Genomic DNA, 17,257 nt, shown 5'->3' with positions numbered 1-17,257 from the left:
CTTTTTGTGTTTTCATACATATAGGAACATTTATCAACATAATTTGGGCGCCGCAGCCCTGATGACTGTTGCCCTTTTTTGTTCAGGTTCTGCAATCGTGTTACAATTATAAGGATGAAATAAACCCGAAAGAAGGGGAAAAACAGCTTCATGCAAAATCAACGCACAAGACAAATAACGAATGGTGCTTTGATGGCGGCAGTGTTTACGGTATTGTTGGCCATTTCTGTATACGTTCCTCTTTTAAATGTAATAACCACTTTGTTTCTGGCTTTGCCGGCCGCCTGGTACAGCGCAAAATATCCGTGGAAACCAACCACGCTGTTTGCAGCGGTCTGTCTGCTTCTCAGTTTTATCATCGGCGGCATTTTGTCGCTTCCGCTGGCACTGATTTATCTGCCATTGGGGCTGGCTATTGGCCTGTCAATTTATTACCGGAAAAGTAAATTGTTCATGTTCATCAGCGCAAGCCTTGTTACGCTGTTGTCGGTCATGGCACAATATGTGATTTCCATCTGGCTTCTCGGCATCAATGTTATAGAAGAATTTATAACATCTGCCCGCGCGACTTATGCTACAGGCGGCGAATGGATGGAACGGCTTGGCGGCGACGCAGAGCAGGTTGAACAATACAATGAAACTTCGAGGCAAATGCTTACATCATTGGAAACATTGATGCCAACCTTGCTCATTATGGCAGTTTTTCTGACTGTCTGGATCCATCTGCTGATCAATTTGCCGATTCTAAAACGGCTGGGCATCGCGGTTCCAAAATTTCCGTCATTTGATAATATGAAATTGCCGAAATCTGTATTATGGTATTATTTAATCGTATTACTCCTTTCATTGCTGACGGAATTGGAACAGGGAACGATTGTCTATTTAGCGTTCATGAATGCGACCATGCTTTTACAGATGTTGTTGTTCCTGCAGGGAATATCTTTCTATCATTTCTATATCAAGCAGGAAGGCTGGCCGAAATGGGTGACGGTTGTCGTCACAATTTTGGCCTTGCCGTTACAGGCATTTACAATAATCGTTGGAATCGTGGACCTCGGATTCGATATCCGGGGCTGGGTCAAAAAGGCACATGATTTTAAAGGGAAATAAGGAGCTGAAATGAATGTCGGCTTTTTTTAGGAAAAGAAAATTGAGGTACCCGCTATTCGCGTTGCTGATATTGGGGCTAGCCGCAACCATTCTGATTGCGTTTGTATCAGAACTGGCTGCGGGGATATTCTTTTTTCTTTTCACAGCCACTTTTATAGCTGCGTGGCTGATAGAAAGAAGGACGTACGAAGCAACCGAAAAACATATTGAAAGCCTCTCCTACCGGATGAAAAAAGTCGGGGAAGAGGCGTTGCTGGAAATGCCGATCGGTATTTTATTGGCGAATGATAATTTCAATATTGAATGGGCAAATCCATACATCAGTACGGTACTTGACTATGACACATTGATCGGCCGATCGATCTACAGCTTGTCGGATGATTTCCATACATTGGTGAAATCAGAAGAAATCCGGGACTTGACGATCACGCTCGGCGATCGGAAATACCGCGTCTATTATAAAGCGGATGACCGGTTATTCTATCTATTCGACATTACCGAACAAGTGGAAATCGAAACCTTGTATTACGCGGATCGCACCGTCATCGGAATCCTGTTCATCGATAATTACGATGAATTGGCCCAGGGCATGGACGATCAGACGCGCAGCAATTTGAACAGTCTGGTCACTTCGCTTGTCAATGATTGGGGAGCGACGCACGGCATCTTCGTCAAACGGGTTTCGTCAGACCGTTTCATGGCTGTATTTAATGAATCAATTCTGAAACAATTGGAGATGTCGAAATTCGCCATCCTGGACGATATCCGGGAAGTGACGGCGAAGGATAATCTGGCACTGACCTTGAGCATTGGTGTGGGCGCCGGTTCGGCATCGCTTGTCGAACTTGGCAGCATGGCGCAATCGGGTCTTGATCTGGTCCTTGGCCGCGGAGGCGATCAGGTGGCGATCAAACATCCGAGTGGAAAAGTGAAGTTTTACGGCGGCAAAACCAACCCGGTCGAGAAACGCACCCGGGTTCGAGCTCGCGTCATTTCGCACGCTTTGCGCGATTTGATCCAGGACAGCGATCAGGTCTTTATCATGGGGCATAAGATGCCGGATATGGATGCCATCGGGGCCGCGGTCGGGGTCGCCAAAATGGCGGCGATGAACCAGGTCAAAGCCCGCATCGTCCTTGATTTTGATGAATACGACCGCAGCGTCAGCCGCCTGATGGAGGAAATCGAAAAGGATGAAGATCTTTTCGAGCAATTCATCACACCGGAAGAGGCGTTGGCCGATATGACGGATAATTCGCTGCTCGTCGTGGTGGATACGCATAAACCGTCAATGGTCATCGAAGAGCGGCTGCTTCAGCGGATGGAAAGAGTCGTATTGATCGACCACCACCGCAGAGGCGAAGAATTCATCACCAACACCATGCTTGTTTATATGGAACCATATGCATCTTCCACCGCCGAACTGGTAACGGAATTAATTGAATATCAACCGAAACATGAGAAGCTGTCGATGCTGGAAGCAACAGCCATGCTTGCGGGAATTATCGTGGATACGAAAAGTTTTACATTGCGGACAGGCGCCCGTACATTCGAAGCGGCATCCTATTTACGTGCAAACGGCGCAGACACCGTGCTGGTGCAGCGCCTCCTGAAAGAAGATATGGACACGTATCTGGAACGCGCGCGAATTGTTGAAACGGTGGAATTTGTCGGCAACGGCATCGCCATTGCCCACGGTCAGCCAGGGCAGGTTTACAGCCCGGTGCTGATCGCACAGACGGCGGATATCCTGCTGACGATGAAAGACGTTAACGCATCGTTTGTCATCGCGGAACGGGGCGAAGGCGGCATCGGCATTTCAGCCCGATCGCTTGGAGAAGTGAATGTCCAGGTCATTATGGAAAACCTTGGCGGCGGCGGCCATTTAACAAATGCGGCGACGCAAATGCCGGAAGCAACCATTGAAGAGGCGATTGAGCACGTAAAACGAACAATTTCAGAAACTTATGAGGGGGAACAATCCGAATGAAAGTTATATTCTTGAAAGACGTAAAAGGCAGAGGCAAAAAAGGTGAAATTAAAAATGTGGCGGACGGTTATGCACATAACTTCCTATTGAAAAACAATTTGGCGAAAGAAGCCGATCAGGCAGCAATCAGCCAATTGGCCGGCCAGAAGAAAAAAGAGGAAAAAGAATCTGCGCAGGAATTGGCGGAAGCCCAGAAATTGAAAGAAGAGCTGGAAAGCCTGACAATCGAGCTGACAGCAAAATCCGGTGAAGGCGGACGTTTATTCGGTTCAATCACAACGAAACAAGTTGCGAAGGAACTGGAAAAAACTCACGGCATCAAATTGGACAAACGCAAAATGGAGTTGGATGACGCCATCCGTGCACTCGGCTACACTAATGTGCCGGTAAAATTGCATCAGGATGTAACAGCGACGCTCAAAGTTCATGTAATAGAAGAAGCGTAAGGGGATGGACCGATGAATGATGTTATGGATCGTGTCCCTCCGCATAACCAGGAAGCCGAGCAATCGGTTCTTGGTGCCATATTCTTAGAGCCGCAATCCTTAATTTCGGTGGCGGAAATTGTCATGCCGGAAGATTTCTACCGCATCGCGCACCAGAAAATCTTCCAGACCATGATCAATTTATCGGATCGCGGAAAAGCGATCGATGTGGTGACAGTCACGGAAGAGCTATCCGCTAAAAAGGAATTGGAAGATGTCGGCGGGCTATCGTATTTGACGGAAATCGCCAATGCGGTTCCGACCGCGGCGAACGTCGGCCATTACGCCCATATCGTGGAAGAAAAAGCGTTGCTGCGCCGCCTCATCCGCGTGGCCACTTCCATTGTGGAAGACGGTTTTACCCGCGAAGATGAAGTGGAAGCATTGCTTGCTGAAGCGGAAAAGAAAATGATGGAAGTGTCCAGCCGTAAAAACGCGGGCGATTTTATTCATATAAAAGATGTACTTGTGAAGACATATGACAACATCGAATTGCTGCATACCCGCAAAGGGGACGTCACAGGCATCCCTACCGGCTTTAAGGACCTCGATAAGATAACGGCAGGGTTTCAGCGCAACGACCTGATCATCGTGGCTGCACGGCCTTCTGTCGGTAAGACGGCATTTGCGCTGAACGTCGCGCAGAACGTTGCGACAAAGACCGATGAAAATGTGGCGATCTTCAGTCTCGAGATGGGTGCAGAACAGCTCGTCATGCGTATGCTCTGTGCGGAAGGCAATATTGACGCGCAGGTGCTGCGTACCGGTGCTTTGCAAAATGAAGACTGGCGCAAGCTGACGATGGCGATGGGCAGTCTGTCGAATGCCGGAATTTTCATCGACGATACACCGGGTATCCGCGTTAATGATATCCGCGCGAAATGCCGCCGGTTGAAACAGGAATACGGCCTCGGAATGATCATGATCGATTATCTGCAGTTGATCGCCGGGCCCGGCAAATCCGGTGAAAACCGCCAGCAGGAAGTATCGGATATTTCCCGCTCGCTGAAAGGCCTGGCGCGTGAACTTGAAGTTCCGGTCATCGCCTTGTCACAGCTGTCCCGTGGAGTGGAACAGCGCCAGGACAAGCGGCCGATGATGTCGGATCTTCGTGAATCCGGAAGTATTGAGCAGGATGCCGATATTGTGTCGTTTCTGTACCGGGAAGATTATTACGACAAGGAAACGGAAGACCAGAACATGATTGAAATCATCGTCGCCAAACAGCGGAACGGCCCGACCGGCACGGTGAAGCTGGCTTTCGTGAAAGAATACAATAAATTCGTCAGCATCGACTGGAGTCAGCACGAATCCGGCGGCGACTTCTAAACACGAACGTTTAAATGTGGAAACACATTTGATGTTCGTGTTTTCTTTGGTTTTTGATTGACGAAAAAAGTTTTCATTGGTACAATGGACACTGTTTGAAACAAGGGCGCAAGCCTGTCGGAGGTGCGGACAATGACATCAGTCGTAGTAGTAGGAACGCAATGGGGAGACGAAGGAAAAGGGAAAATCACGGATTTTCTATCCGAGCACGCAGAAGTGATTGCACGCTATCAGGGCGGAAATAACGCCGGGCACACAATCATTTTTGGTGGAGAAACATATAAATTGCATTTGATTCCATCCGGAATATTCTATAAAGATAAAGTATCAGTGATCGGCAACGGCATGGTCGTGGACCCGAAAGCGTTGGTCAAAGAATTGAAAGGCCTTCACGATCGTGGCGTAACAACAGAAAACCTGCGCATTTCCAACCGCGCGCACGTTTTGCTGCCTTATCACATCAAGCAGGATGAAGTGGAAGAAGCGCGCCGCGGCGCCAATAAAATCGGCACGACCGGAAAAGGCATCGGCCCGGCTTATATGGACAAAGCCGCGCGTGTCGGAATCCGTATGGCTGATTTGCTGGATCATGTCGTCTTCGAAGAAAAACTTCGCATGAACTTGATAGAGAAAAACCGCCTGTTCGAGAGATTCTACGAAACAGAAGGTTTTACTGTCGAAGAAATCATGGAAGAATATTATCAATACGGCCAGGAAATCGCCAAATACGTGACGGATACATCGAAAGTATTGAACGATGCATTTGACGAAGGCCGCCGCGTATTGTTTGAAGGCGCACAGGGCGTTATGCTCGATATCGACCAGGGCACTTATCCATTCGTTACGTCATCTAACCCGGTTGCGGGCGGTGTGACCATCGGAGCAGGCGTTGGACCGACAATGATTTCCCATGTTATCGGTGTCTGCAAAGCCTATACATCGCGTGTCGGAGACGGGCCGTTCCCAACAGAATTATTCGATGACATCGGCGACCAGATCCGTACTGTCGGTAAAGAATACGGCACAACGACTGGCCGTCCGCGCCGCATCGGCTGGTTCGACAGCGTTGTTGTACGCCATGCTAGACGCGTCAGCGGATTGACGGATTTGACGGTCAACTCGATCGACGTTTTGACAGGTCTCGATACGGTGAAAATCTGTACAGCTTACCGCTACCAGGGCGAGCTGATCACGGAATACCCGGCGAACCTGCGCATGCTTGCTGATTGTGAGCCGGTCTACGAAGAACTTCCAGGCTGGACGGAAGATGTAACGAGCTGCAAATCGCTTGATGAGTTGCCGGAAAACGCGCGCCATTATTTGGAGCGCATCGCGCAATTGACAGGCGTTCAAATCTCGATCTTCTCAGTCGGACCTGACCGCAACCAGACGAACATTGTAACCAGTGTTTGGAGATAATAAGGAAAAGCGACAACAAAAAACCATCAAAAAGCCGGGCACAACTGTGTCCGGCTTTTTTTGACTGCAAAAAATGTGGTTTTCATCAATCGACCCAAATGAGATATAGGTTATAAGGTCGTGCGCAATTTGACTGATTTTTTTACTATGTTAATAAAACATCCATAAGTAAATATTCAGAATGCTACAGTAATGTGACAAAAATGACGGATATTTCCCTATAATATCCTATTTTATTGCTCATGATAATAAAAAAATCCTAATTATATAAATTTAATTCCTAATAAAACCCATTAAATGTAATAAAAAGTAAGTAATATAACGTTTTAGTTACAGTGGGCAGTTTCATGTTATTTTGGTATAAGTTTATGATAAAGTGATGGAGGTTTGATTGAATCAGAGAAATGGAAGAAGAAGTTGTAAGTGAAAGGGGATTTAAAGTACCATATGAAAAACTTTAGCGATAAGAGCTTCAATATCAATGGCTCACATCTTATTAAAATAGCAGCATCGGTTTTTCTGGTGATGGGGATGCATACCAATCCTGCAGCAGCAGAAAGCCTTGGCGATGAAGGTTTCGAAACAATTTATCATGTCTATAATGACGGAGACTATGTAGGTGCTGTTAATGAAGGCGACAAAGTCGAAGAACTTGTGTCGGCAAAAGTAGCTCGTGCCGAGGAAGATTTCAAAGAGTTGAATTTGGAGCCGGACGAAAGCTTTAACATGATTGCCGAGCGGGTTTTTGAACCGGCAGAGAAAAATGAACAGGAAATCCTTGAGCAATTGGATGAAGAAGTGGCTGTTAAAGCTTCGACATTTGCATTGACTCTGGACGGAGAAGTAATAGCGCAGCTGAAAGACCGTTCAGCTTACGACGCAGCCATCCGTGAAGTGCTGCTTGCTTATGCAAGCCCTGAAGAATTGGATCAATCGGAAAAAAATCAGCGTACAAGAAATGGTTTACCCGAACTCGAAGCGGGTCAAACACAAATCACGGCCATTAATATAGAAGAAAGTATTTCCGGCACAAGCGATCAGGCGGATCCGGAAACGATAAGCACTTCGGAAGAAGCAGCTGCATTGTTACTGGAAGCAAAAGAAATCACGGTTACAGTTGAAAAACAGCAGCGAGTGGAAGAAGGCGTGAAATTCGAAACTGTCGAGAAAGAAGACAATGAGTTGTTTATCGGCAAATCGGAAGTGGAACAAAAAGGGAAAGACGGCGAAAAACAAGTTCTTTACTCAATCACTGAAAGCGACGGTGAACAATTGGAGCGGGAAGTAATTGAAGAAAATGTCATCGTTGAGCCCATCGAAAAAGTGGTGTTGAACGGGGTGAAAGAATTGCCATCAGTTGGCACCGGTGAGTTTTCCTGGCCGGCACAAGGCGGATACATTTCCAGCAAAAAAGGACCGCGCTGGGGCAGACAGCATCAAGGCATCGACATCGCACAGCCGGACGACTTTGGCATTCTTGCGTCTGACCACGGCGTCGTGAAGACTGCCGGCAAGCACAGCACTTTCGGCAACCACGTCATCATTGACCATAATAATGGCTTTGAAACGATTTACGCCCATCTTAATTCCATCGATGTAAAAGTCGGCGACAAAGTGACACAAGGCACCCAGGTCGGCGTTATGGGAACAACGGGCCGCTCTACAGGAATCCACCTGCATTTTGAAATTCACGAGAACGGGGTTAATAAGGATCCCTTGAATTATATAAGCCAATAAAACAGCAATGCCAGCAGGGAAAAGCCAAATTTTTCTCTGCTGGCATTTGTATATTTATATTGAACTAATAAACCTATAGTAGCCGATATTCCGCAAAACAGCTGCGCTTGCCTGGGGGCTCGCGCTGAGCTAACTCGGTCTCGTTTCACTTCGCCCGAGCGGATCTCAGCACTTCGCTTGGTCCCCATGGCGTCTGCGCTGTTTTGCTCCATATCTTAGCTCTGTCCAAAGCACCGAAACGGCATATTTCAAGCTATATAGGCACGATTATAGACTGCTTCCCACATAACGAACGATATCTTGGTGATTAACGGTTGATTATTTCCCGGGAAATATCCTGCGGTGAATGAGAGATGCTAAACAGCCAGAACAGTGATAAAGTAAAATTAGAAAAGTTTAGACTCAGGGTGGGAATTTCTATTCAAAAAAGGGGAGATCATTGATGAATAAGACGATTTTGGTAGTGGACGATGAAAAGCCGATTGCGGATATCCTGCAGTTCAATTTGAAGAAAGAAGGATTTAACGTGGTTTGTGCATATGACGGGGATGAAGCGATCAAATTGGCGGAAGAAATAAAGCCGGATCTGATGCTTTTGGACATCATGCTTCCCAACCGCGACGGTATGGAAGTATGCCGTGAAGTGCGCAAGAAATACGATTTTCCGATTATTATGCTGACAGCGAAAGATTCCGAAATAGATAAAGTGCTCGGCCTGGAACTCGGCGCCGATGATTACGTGACAAAACCATTCTCGACGCGGGAATTGGTGGCACGCGTCAAAGCTAACCTGCGCCGCCAGAATATCGTCCCTTCGGAAGAAGCGGGCCCGAATTCAAATGATATTCAGGTGGGGGCTTTAACAATCCAGCCGGATGCCTACCTGGTGCTGAAACGCGAAGAAACGATTGAACTGACTCACCGGGAGTTTGAATTGCTGCATTATCTCGGCAAGCATATCGGCCAGGTCATGACACGCGAGCACTTGCTGCAGACCGTATGGGGTTATGACTATTTTGGCGATGTACGCACAGTAGATGTTACAATCCGCCGTTTGCGCGAGAAAATTGAAGATAACCCGAGCCATCCGGGCTGGATAGTGACGCGCCGCGGTGTAGGGTATTATTTGCGAAATCCTGAACAGGAGTAGAGTGAATGCAGAAAGTAACTTTTTTCAAATCAATTCATGTGAAAATCGTGCTGATTTATATCTTGCTGATCCTATTGGCGATGCAGATTATCGGCCTTTATTTTGCAGATCAATTAGAAGACAGGCTGATCGATAACTTTCAAGAATCGATTATGGACCGGATGGAAATTATCGAGTTCAGTGTTAAAGAAGAAATAATCAGAACCCGGACAGACGATGATCTGACTGTGGAACAAAGTCTCCGGTCGGTGTTGAGCGGTTTTAACTCCTCGGATATCTCGGAAATACGGATAGTGGATTCGCGCTACCGGATTTTGGGATCGTCAGCGATTGAGAAACAGCCGCTGATCGGGCAAAGGTCGGCAGATGAATTGGTCCGAAAAACGATTGTCGAAGCTTTACCACAGGAACAAATCAAGATAAACGAAGATAACGACCGCCGTGTGTGGGTAGCGACCCAGCCAATCGTTACGGCGGGGGGCGAATTGCTCGGCACTCTGTACTTGGAATCGAAAGTGGAGAACGTCTATGATCAAATGGATGAAATCAATTCCATCCTGGCGGGTGGGACGGCTCTGTCACTCGTCATTACAGCGATTCTTGGGATTCTGGTGGCACAAACCATTTCCAAACCGATTTCGGATATGCGAAAACACGCACAAGCCATGGCTAAAGGGAATTTTTCACGTAAAGTTCGTGTCTATGGCGACGATGAGATCGGCCAATTGGCGAAAGCGTTTAACCATCTGACGAACAGGCTGCAGGAATCCCAGCAATCGACGGAAAGTGAACGCCGAAAACTCGCTTCCATCCTGGCGAATATGACCGATGGGGTGTTGTCGACGGATCGCAGAGGAAGAATTATTCTGATCAATGATCCGGCTCTCCGCCTGTTGAATGTTTCACGTGAAACGGTGTTGAATCGTCCCATTACAGCGGTTTTAGGGCTGGAAAGTGAATATACGTTTGAAGATTTGATTCATATGAAAGATGCCATTACACTCGATTTCGGCACTTACGAACAGAGTGCATTGCTGAGAACGAACTTTTCAGTTATCCAGAAAGAGACCGGTTTTGTAAACGGCTTGATTGCAGTCCTGCATGATAATACGGAGCAGGAAAAGATTGATATGGAACGGCGCGAATTCGTCGCCAATGTATCCCATGAACTTCGGACGCCGCTGACCACCATGCGCAGCTATCTTGAAGCGCTTGCCGAAGGTGCGTGGCAGGACAAAGACCTGGCGCCGCGCTTTCTGAATGTGACGCAGACTGAAACAGAGCGCATGATCCGTCTGGTCAATGATTTGCTGAAATTGTCCAAAATGGATTCCGGTGAAACGGAGCTGAATAAAGAAATGGTCGATTATAAAGTGTTCTTCAACCGCATTATTGACCGTTTCGAGATGTCGAAATCACAGAACGTCACGTTCGAGCGTGATATGCCGCAAATCCCTTATTTTGTTGAAATCGATCCTGATAAGATGACGCAGGTGTTTGATAATATTATTTCCAATGCCTTGAAATATTCACCGGAAGGCGGCAAGGTTTCCTTCACAGTGCGTGAAGAGAATGGCCTGCTGCAGACGGAAATCAGCGACCAGGGCATGGGGATCCCGAAAGATAATCTCGATAAGATTTTCGATCGTTTCTATCGGGTCGACCGGGCGCGTTCGCGGGAAATGGGCGGTACCGGACTGGGGCTCGCCATTTCCAAAGAAGTGATCAATGTCCACGGCGGAACCATTTGGGCGGAAAGCAAATATGGAAAAGGAACGAAAATTTTCTTCACGCTGCCGTTCGAAACAGATGACGGAGGTGAGTGGGAATGAAGTACATCGAACAGATCAAGTCGATTGTCTTATTTTTGCTGGTTTCCCTGAGCATCGGCTTAACTTTTATCATTTGGAATTTCACGCCGTCTACATTGGTGGCGATTGAACCGTCACCTGCAATTGATATTGATGTGGGCGAAACAAAGAAAATTGAACAGATCGTCCAGCCGACAAAAATTCTTTACCATAACGAGGCAACCGTCAACGGGACGGTCAATAAAGACGAAATCGATTTATTTCTGAGTTTAATGCGCCAACAATGGGAGATAAGTGACCTGTCCCTGCAGACGGATGAAGCGACAGCTGAAGAGATGACGGAAATAATGCATGCCCCTTCACGGGCCGTGTTGTATTATCCGGGCAATGTGCCGTTTCCGGTTTTTGATACCTTGATGGAGATCTCAGATACCAACGTGCCGGAAGCAACATTCAATCGAATGGTCGTTAACTGGGAAAGTGCGGCCAATGGCGAACTTGTCATTCATTTTGTCAATTCCGAATCCGGGCGCATCTACCAGGGAACTGTTCAGATAAATGATTTCGCGAGTTTTGAAGAAAGCATAATCAATCCTGCAGAACAGTATCCTCTCTATATAACAGACGAATCGATCGGCATGCTGCCAATTTATGTGCCGGCTGACACCATGGATACGTCGAGTTACGTTTATCTTTATGAAGAAACACCTCTGGAAGAATACGCCAGAGGATTGTTTGCCGGAAGTGTGGAGCCTGCCAGAAATTTAATCGACGGCGGCTATACCGATAATACCGGCGCATTTCTCGAAAAAGAATCCGCTTTAAAGAGCTTGAATTATGTTCAGTCAAAAGCGGAAACCGCTGACCCGGCAATTCCATCAGAACTGGTTTTCAATACAATCGGCTTTATCAATGATCACGGCGGATGGACAAATGAGTATCGTTATTTTGGCATGGAACCGATCAGCCAGGAAATCGAATACAGGTTGTTCATCAATAATCTTCCGGTTTTCGGGTCGTCAATATCGACTGCCATGGATGTGCAATGGGGAATGGCGGGTGGCGAAGAACAGGTCTTCCGCTATGACCGGCCAATCTACGTGCTCGAACCTACAGGCAGAACAATCGATAAAGACCTCGCTTCCGGAACAACGGTTCTCGCAGCATTGTCGCGGCTGGAAGAAGAAGAAAAGGCCGCTGTCACTGACGTGATACCGGGCTACGAATTGGTTCGGAATTCCAATGATGTGGACCGGCTGATGCTTGTCGAGCCGACATGGTATTTCAAGACGGATGGAATATGGCTGAAATTATCGAACGAAGTGTTAGGGGGAGGACCATTTGGATTGGAGTAGAACCAAGACGATATTCATTATCGTCTTTTCCATTTTGAATATCTTTTTGTATACCCTGTATGTGGACCGCTATACAGAAGCCGAAAACTTTTCGAGACTGGCTGAACCACAAGTGGATGAGCGACTGGAAGGCGATAAGATCACTTATCCGGAAGATTTGCAGTCGGATCCCGGGGATGAACCCTATATCAGCGGCACCCGAAAAGCATTTACGAATGAAGAGGTGCTGGTAGAGGATTCAGAGGCCACGATAGTGGACGATTATTTATTGGATGTTTCATTCGATGAACCGATCAGCCTGGGCGATGAGCTGGACAAAGACAGCCTGGAAGAGTTTCTTGCAGCGAACATCTATGAAGGCGAGAAGTATACGCTTTGGGAGGTTGTCGAAGAAGAAAACAAGGCAGTCTTTTTCCAGGAAATCAAAGGAAAAACATTGTATCATAGTGATAGCGGCAGAGTGACCCTCTATTGGAATGGTGACGGTCAGGCAATCCGCTATGAACAAACGCTTTATACCAATCTGGTGGAGAATGAACAAGCCAAAGATTTGATATCTCCGAAACGAGCCATTGAAACGCTTTATCAAAACGGAATGCTGCAGCAGAATTCCACTATCACATCCGCAGACCTTGGCTATTCGGTCTACGTGGCAGTGTCAGATGACACACGGATGTTCCTGCCGACATGGAGGTTCCTGGTGGAACTCGAAGATGGCTCGACTGCGGATTATTATGTGAATGCCATCAAAGACGGGGTCATCGAATTCAAGCAGCCGGAAGAAGAAGGTTCGGAATAAGGAGTTTTTACTATGCGTTTTAGTGTATTGGCAAGCGGCTCCAGCGGCAATGCCATCTATATAGAAAATGAGCAGCATTCATTTCTGGTGGATGCCGGTCTGAGCGGCCGTAAGATGGAGGAACTTTTCGCTTCCATCGGCAAAAAGATGAGCGATTTGGATGGCATTCTGGTCACCCATGAACACAGCGACCATATCAAGGGGCTTGGCATTGTGGCCCGCAAACACAAAGTGCCGATCTACGCCAATGCCAAAACCTGGCTGGCGATGGAGAATCTGGTCGGGAACATCGCGGTGGAACAACGTTTCCATTTCGACATGGACACGGTGAAAACCTTTGGATCACTGGATATCCAATCGTTTGCTGTATCCCATGACGCTGCCGATCCGATGTTTTATGTTTTCCATGAAAATGGGCGCAAGCTGGCATTGATTACAGATACGGGCTACGTCAGCGATAAGATGAAAGGCATCATCCAGGCGTCCGATGCCTATGTGTTCGAAAGCAATCACGATGTCGGCATGCTGCAGATGAGCCGTTATCCGTGGTCGGTCAAGCGCCGGATTCTGAGCGATGTCGGACATGTATCCAATGAAGACGCGGCAGTGGCGATGAGCGAAGTGCTGGCTGAAAAGCCGACGAAAATTTACTTGTCGCATTTGAGCAAAGATAATAATATGAAGGATTTGGCGCGCATGAGCGTAGAGCAGACCTTACAGACCAAAGGCATCATTGTCGGCGAGTATGTGGATTTGCTGGATACGGATGCGAATGTGGCGACCAAGTTAGCACTTGTTTGAAAGGAGCGGGAAGCGGATGAGCTTCCCGCTTTTTTATGGGCTAAAATAGGAGCGGCTCTTCATTTCAGCGGACGGGAAGCCTTCTACCTATATCTGCTTCTACAAAGAGCTCAAGCTTGCATTGTCAGAATTCTATTCATAAAATTAGGGAAAGAAAGTTTTTTGAGAGGATGGAGCAGATGGGGTATTACGATCAGACACCTAATGGCAGACAGCGCCCGAACCGGGGACACACATTTTTGGCAGGGCTTGGCGGCGTCCTGGTCGGTGCGCTGCTTATCGTGGTGCTCAGTTTTATGCGGCCGGAATTGATGCCCGGATCCAATACGCAATCGTCCCAAAACCAGCAGGAGCTAGTGGACAGCGGTGAGCAGGGGCAAATACGGCAACGTTCAGTGGAAGTGACAAATGACGTGACGGAAGCTGTGGAAATAGCTGATGATACAGTGGTCGGCGTCACCAATCTGCAGGCGGCATCGGATTTCTTTTCCGAATCAGCAAGCCAGGCAGTTGGAACAGGCTCGGGAGTCATTTATAAAATTGAAAACGGCACAGCTTATGTGGTTACGAACCATCACGTCGTGACCGGTGCCAATGATATTGAAGTGACGATGGCAGATGGAGAGAAAAAACCGGCAACGCTTGTCGGCAGTGATATCTGGACGGATTTGGCTGTTTTGAGCATGGATAGTGAAGGTGTAGAAGACGTCGCCCAGTTCGGTGACTCGGATGTGCTGAAGCAAGGGGAAACGGTCATTGCCATCGGGAATCCGCTGGGCCTTGATTTCTATGGCTCGGTAACGACAGGAGTGGTATCCGGAACGGACCGGGCAGTGCCGGTTGATATCGATGGCGACAATGTGATCGACTGGCAGGTCGACGTGCTGCAGACGGATGCAGCCATCAATCCGGGGAATAGCGGCGGTGCACTGATCAATATCAGCGGCCAGCTGATCGGCATCAATTCCATGAAGATTATCACGGAGACCGCGGAAGGCATCGGATTTGCGATTCCGATCAACCTGGCCATTCCGATTATCGAAGCGCTTGAGGAAGATGGTGAGATGGTGCGGCCGGCGATGGGCATTACGCTGCTGGATTTGAAGCAGGTGCCGCAGATGTACCGTGAAGACACCTTGAATCTGCCGAACGATGTCACTTCGGGCGTGGTTGTCAGTTCGGTGCTGCCGGATTCCGGCGCCGCTGAATCGGGTCTTCAGGAGTATGATGTCATCGTGGAGATGGACGGTGAACCGATCGACGGCAGCATCGCGCTCCGTAAGCATCTGTATGAAGAAAAGGAAATCGGGGAAAGCCTGCAGGTGAGAGCTTACCGTGACGGTGAACTGTTGGAGTTCGAATTCGAGCTTGTGGACAATTCTTCATTACAATAATAAAGAAAAGCGTAAGCGCCCGTGTAGATTCGACGGGCATAAGACGATCTGGCGAAGTGGCGTGTTTTTGCCACATAGCCAGAGTGGCTTATGACACTAGAATCTGGGCGCTGGAGTCTGGACAAGGTATATCCTGCTATTCTAAGTATTATTAAGTTCTAAAATATATACTTTTTTATTCAGGAAGGAACCGGAGTGAAATCTCCGGTTCTTTTTATTGCAGGAAAAATAAGATTTCAGGCGAACTTAACAGAGACGAGAAATTGATGAACGGGGGATGGACATGTTCAGAACGATGAATGATTTTTATGCAACGTGGAAAGAAGAAGCTAAAGGAACGCAGCAGGTGCTGGATGCATTGACGGACGAATCGCTGCAGAAGAATTTCACAGAAGGCCACCGGAATCTCGGGCGTCTCGGCTGGCATTTGGCAACGTCACTGGAAGAAATGGTCGAACATACGGGATTGAAGTTCTCGGCCGCTGATTTTACAAAGCCGGTACCGGACACGGCGGAAGAAATTGCGGAAGCGTACCGTTTTACGAATCAGTCGATGATCATGGCGATGAAAAATAATTGGACAGATGAAACGCTGGAGGAAGAATACGATATGTACGGCGAAAAATGGACCGTGGCCACGATATTGAAGGTCTTGCTGCTGCATCAGGTGCATCACCGTGCGCAAATGACGGTGCTGATGCGTCAGGCGGGATTGAAAGTGCCAGGTCTTTACGGACCGGCAAAAGAAGAATGGGCTGCGATGGGTGCAGAGCCGCCAGAGGTATAAAATTCACCGCGGAGCTGTTTGGCTCTGCGGTTTTTTGTGTAAAATTTTTCTTAGACCTTTATTCACTTTGTAATATTATTGTAAAATTTGTTAATGAAAACAGTGAAATACAGTTGTATCGTTCGGAAACGCAAAAAAATAACATGTGGATAACTTTCTTGTAAAACGAGATGGGACAACTATCCACAGGTAGAAAAAAAGATGATTATACGAATCGAGTTTCTTCTGTTACAATGACTTGTGGATAAATATGAATGAAATGTGCATAACTGTGTGGAATATTCGGAAATCGAAAGGAATGAAAAAAATGGAGATTAAATGCTGCAAAACCCATGTGGAACATGGCTTGGATGTATTCGTCGCAAAGACCGAAAGTTATCCTATCCTAACAGAATTATCAGATGAGGAAAAGTTATCCACAATCTGTGATTACTGCGAAGAGCCCGCTTTGTATCTTGTGGCCAGTTCATAAATTGCCACAAGATGTAGAAGTGCCTGTGGATATGTGTATAACAATGGTGGATAACTTGTTTGTAAATTTACTGTAAAGGGGGATATCTTGTGAATATCTCAATTGTCACTGTAGGAAAGCTGAAAGAGAAATACTTGAAATCCGGGATAGAAGAATATACAAAACGGCTCGGAAGCTACTGCAAGATGAACGAAATCGAAGTAGCGGACGAAAAAGCGCCGGAGCAATTGAGCGATGCGGATATGGAGATTGTTAAGAAAAAAGAGGGAGAAAGGATCCTAGCCAAAATCCCGACTGATGCCTATGTGATTGCGCTGGCAATCGACGGCAAGATGAAAACGTCGGAAGGGCTGGCAAAGGATCTGGAATCCCTGATGACTTACGGCCGCAGCAAAATCGTCTTCGTCATCGGTGGATCGCTTGGCTTGCACGATGAAGTATTGAAGCGCGCCGATGAGAAACTGTCGTTTTCAAAGATGACGTTTCCGCATCAATTGATGAAGCTGATTTTGGTAGAGCAGGTGTATCGGGCTTTCAGAATTATGAAGAATGAACCTTATCATAAGTAGGGGCAAAATAGAAAAAGGAACTCTAATAAGTCCCTTATTTCTTTGTTCG

General features: G+C 47.3%; 14 protein-coding genes and 1 pseudogene. All 15 read left to right on the top strand.

The window, feature by feature from the left end:
• Window positions 1–150: 150 nt before the first annotated feature.
• Window positions 151–1,110, top strand: coding sequence for a YybS family protein (locus tag DHX103_RS07595; RefSeq protein WP_422124671.1), 960 nt, complete (start codon window positions 151–153; stop codon window positions 1,108–1,110).
• A gap of 13 nt (window positions 1,111–1,123) precedes the next feature.
• Window positions 1,124–3,100 (top strand): DHH family phosphoesterase, encoded by a 1,977-nt coding sequence (locus DHX103_RS07590; RefSeq protein ID WP_422124670.1) that lies wholly within the window; start codon window positions 1,124–1,126, stop codon window positions 3,098–3,100.
• On the top strand, window positions 3,097–3,546 hold the full coding sequence (gene rplI, locus DHX103_RS07585) for a 50S ribosomal protein L9 (RefSeq protein WP_422124669.1): 450 nt from the start codon (window positions 3,097–3,099) through the stop codon (window positions 3,544–3,546). The genes DHX103_RS07590 and rplI overlap by 4 nt, the downstream gene beginning before the upstream one ends.
• Before the next feature lie 12 nt (window positions 3,547–3,558).
• Window positions 3,559–4,914, top strand: a complete 1,356-nt coding sequence (gene dnaB / locus DHX103_RS07580) for a replicative DNA helicase (RefSeq protein ID WP_422124668.1) — start codon at window positions 3,559–3,561, stop codon at window positions 4,912–4,914.
• Between the two features lie 132 nt (window positions 4,915–5,046).
• A complete protein-coding gene (locus tag DHX103_RS07575; protein WP_422124667.1) occupies window positions 5,047–6,333 on the top strand; it encodes an adenylosuccinate synthase in 1,287 nt (428 codons plus the stop codon).
• Window positions 6,334–6,780: 447 nt separating this feature from the next.
• A complete protein-coding gene (locus DHX103_RS07570; protein ID WP_422124666.1) occupies window positions 6,781–8,070 on the top strand; it encodes a peptidoglycan DD-metalloendopeptidase family protein in 1,290 nt (429 codons plus the stop codon).
• 442 nt (window positions 8,071–8,512) lie between these two features.
• Window positions 8,513–9,220, top strand: a complete 708-nt coding sequence (gene yycF, locus DHX103_RS07565; RefSeq protein ID WP_422124665.1) for a response regulator YycF — start codon at window positions 8,513–8,515, stop codon at window positions 9,218–9,220.
• A gap of 5 nt (window positions 9,221–9,225) precedes the next feature.
• Window positions 9,226–10,980: pseudogene (walK, locus tag DHX103_RS07560) on the top strand (cell wall metabolism sensor histidine kinase WalK); the annotation flags it as partial.
• A 68-nt stretch (window positions 10,981–11,048) separates the two neighbouring features.
• A complete protein-coding gene (locus DHX103_RS07555; RefSeq protein ID WP_422124664.1) occupies window positions 11,049–12,386 on the top strand; it encodes a YycH family regulatory protein in 1,338 nt (445 codons plus the stop codon).
• The gene (locus tag DHX103_RS07550; protein WP_422124663.1) at window positions 12,373–13,185 is read left to right on the top strand and encodes a two-component system regulatory protein YycI; all 813 of its coding nucleotides are present in this window, start codon (window positions 12,373–12,375) and stop codon (window positions 13,183–13,185) included. Before DHX103_RS07555 ends, DHX103_RS07550 begins: the two co-directional genes overlap by 14 nt.
• Before the next feature lie 12 nt (window positions 13,186–13,197).
• A complete protein-coding gene (locus DHX103_RS07545) occupies window positions 13,198–13,986 on the top strand; it encodes an MBL fold metallo-hydrolase (protein WP_422124662.1) in 789 nt (262 codons plus the stop codon).
• 179 nt (window positions 13,987–14,165) lie between these two features.
• The gene (locus DHX103_RS07540; RefSeq protein ID WP_422124661.1) at window positions 14,166–15,380 is read left to right on the top strand and encodes a S1C family serine protease; all 1,215 of its coding nucleotides are present in this window, start codon (window positions 14,166–14,168) and stop codon (window positions 15,378–15,380) included.
• A gap of 283 nt (window positions 15,381–15,663) precedes the next feature.
• Window positions 15,664–16,167: a DinB family protein gene (locus DHX103_RS07535; RefSeq protein ID WP_422124660.1), complete on the top strand. Its 504-nt coding sequence runs from the start codon at window positions 15,664–15,666 to the stop codon at window positions 16,165–16,167.
• 250 nt (window positions 16,168–16,417) lie between these two features.
• Window positions 16,418–16,639 (top strand): CxxH/CxxC protein, encoded by a 222-nt coding sequence (locus tag DHX103_RS07530; RefSeq protein WP_422124659.1) that lies wholly within the window; start codon window positions 16,418–16,420, stop codon window positions 16,637–16,639.
• A gap of 89 nt (window positions 16,640–16,728) precedes the next feature.
• Window positions 16,729–17,208: a 23S rRNA (pseudouridine(1915)-N(3))-methyltransferase RlmH gene (gene rlmH / locus DHX103_RS07525; protein ID WP_422124658.1), complete on the top strand. Its 480-nt coding sequence runs from the start codon at window positions 16,729–16,731 to the stop codon at window positions 17,206–17,208.
• The last annotated feature ends 49 nt before the right edge of the window (window positions 17,209–17,257 follow it).

It is taken from the genome of Planococcus daihaiensis, from assembly GCF_049262615.1.
Lineage (GTDB): Bacteria > Bacillota > Bacilli > Bacillales_A > Planococcaceae > Planococcus.
This window is presented reverse-complemented; position numbering and strand designations above follow the sequence as displayed.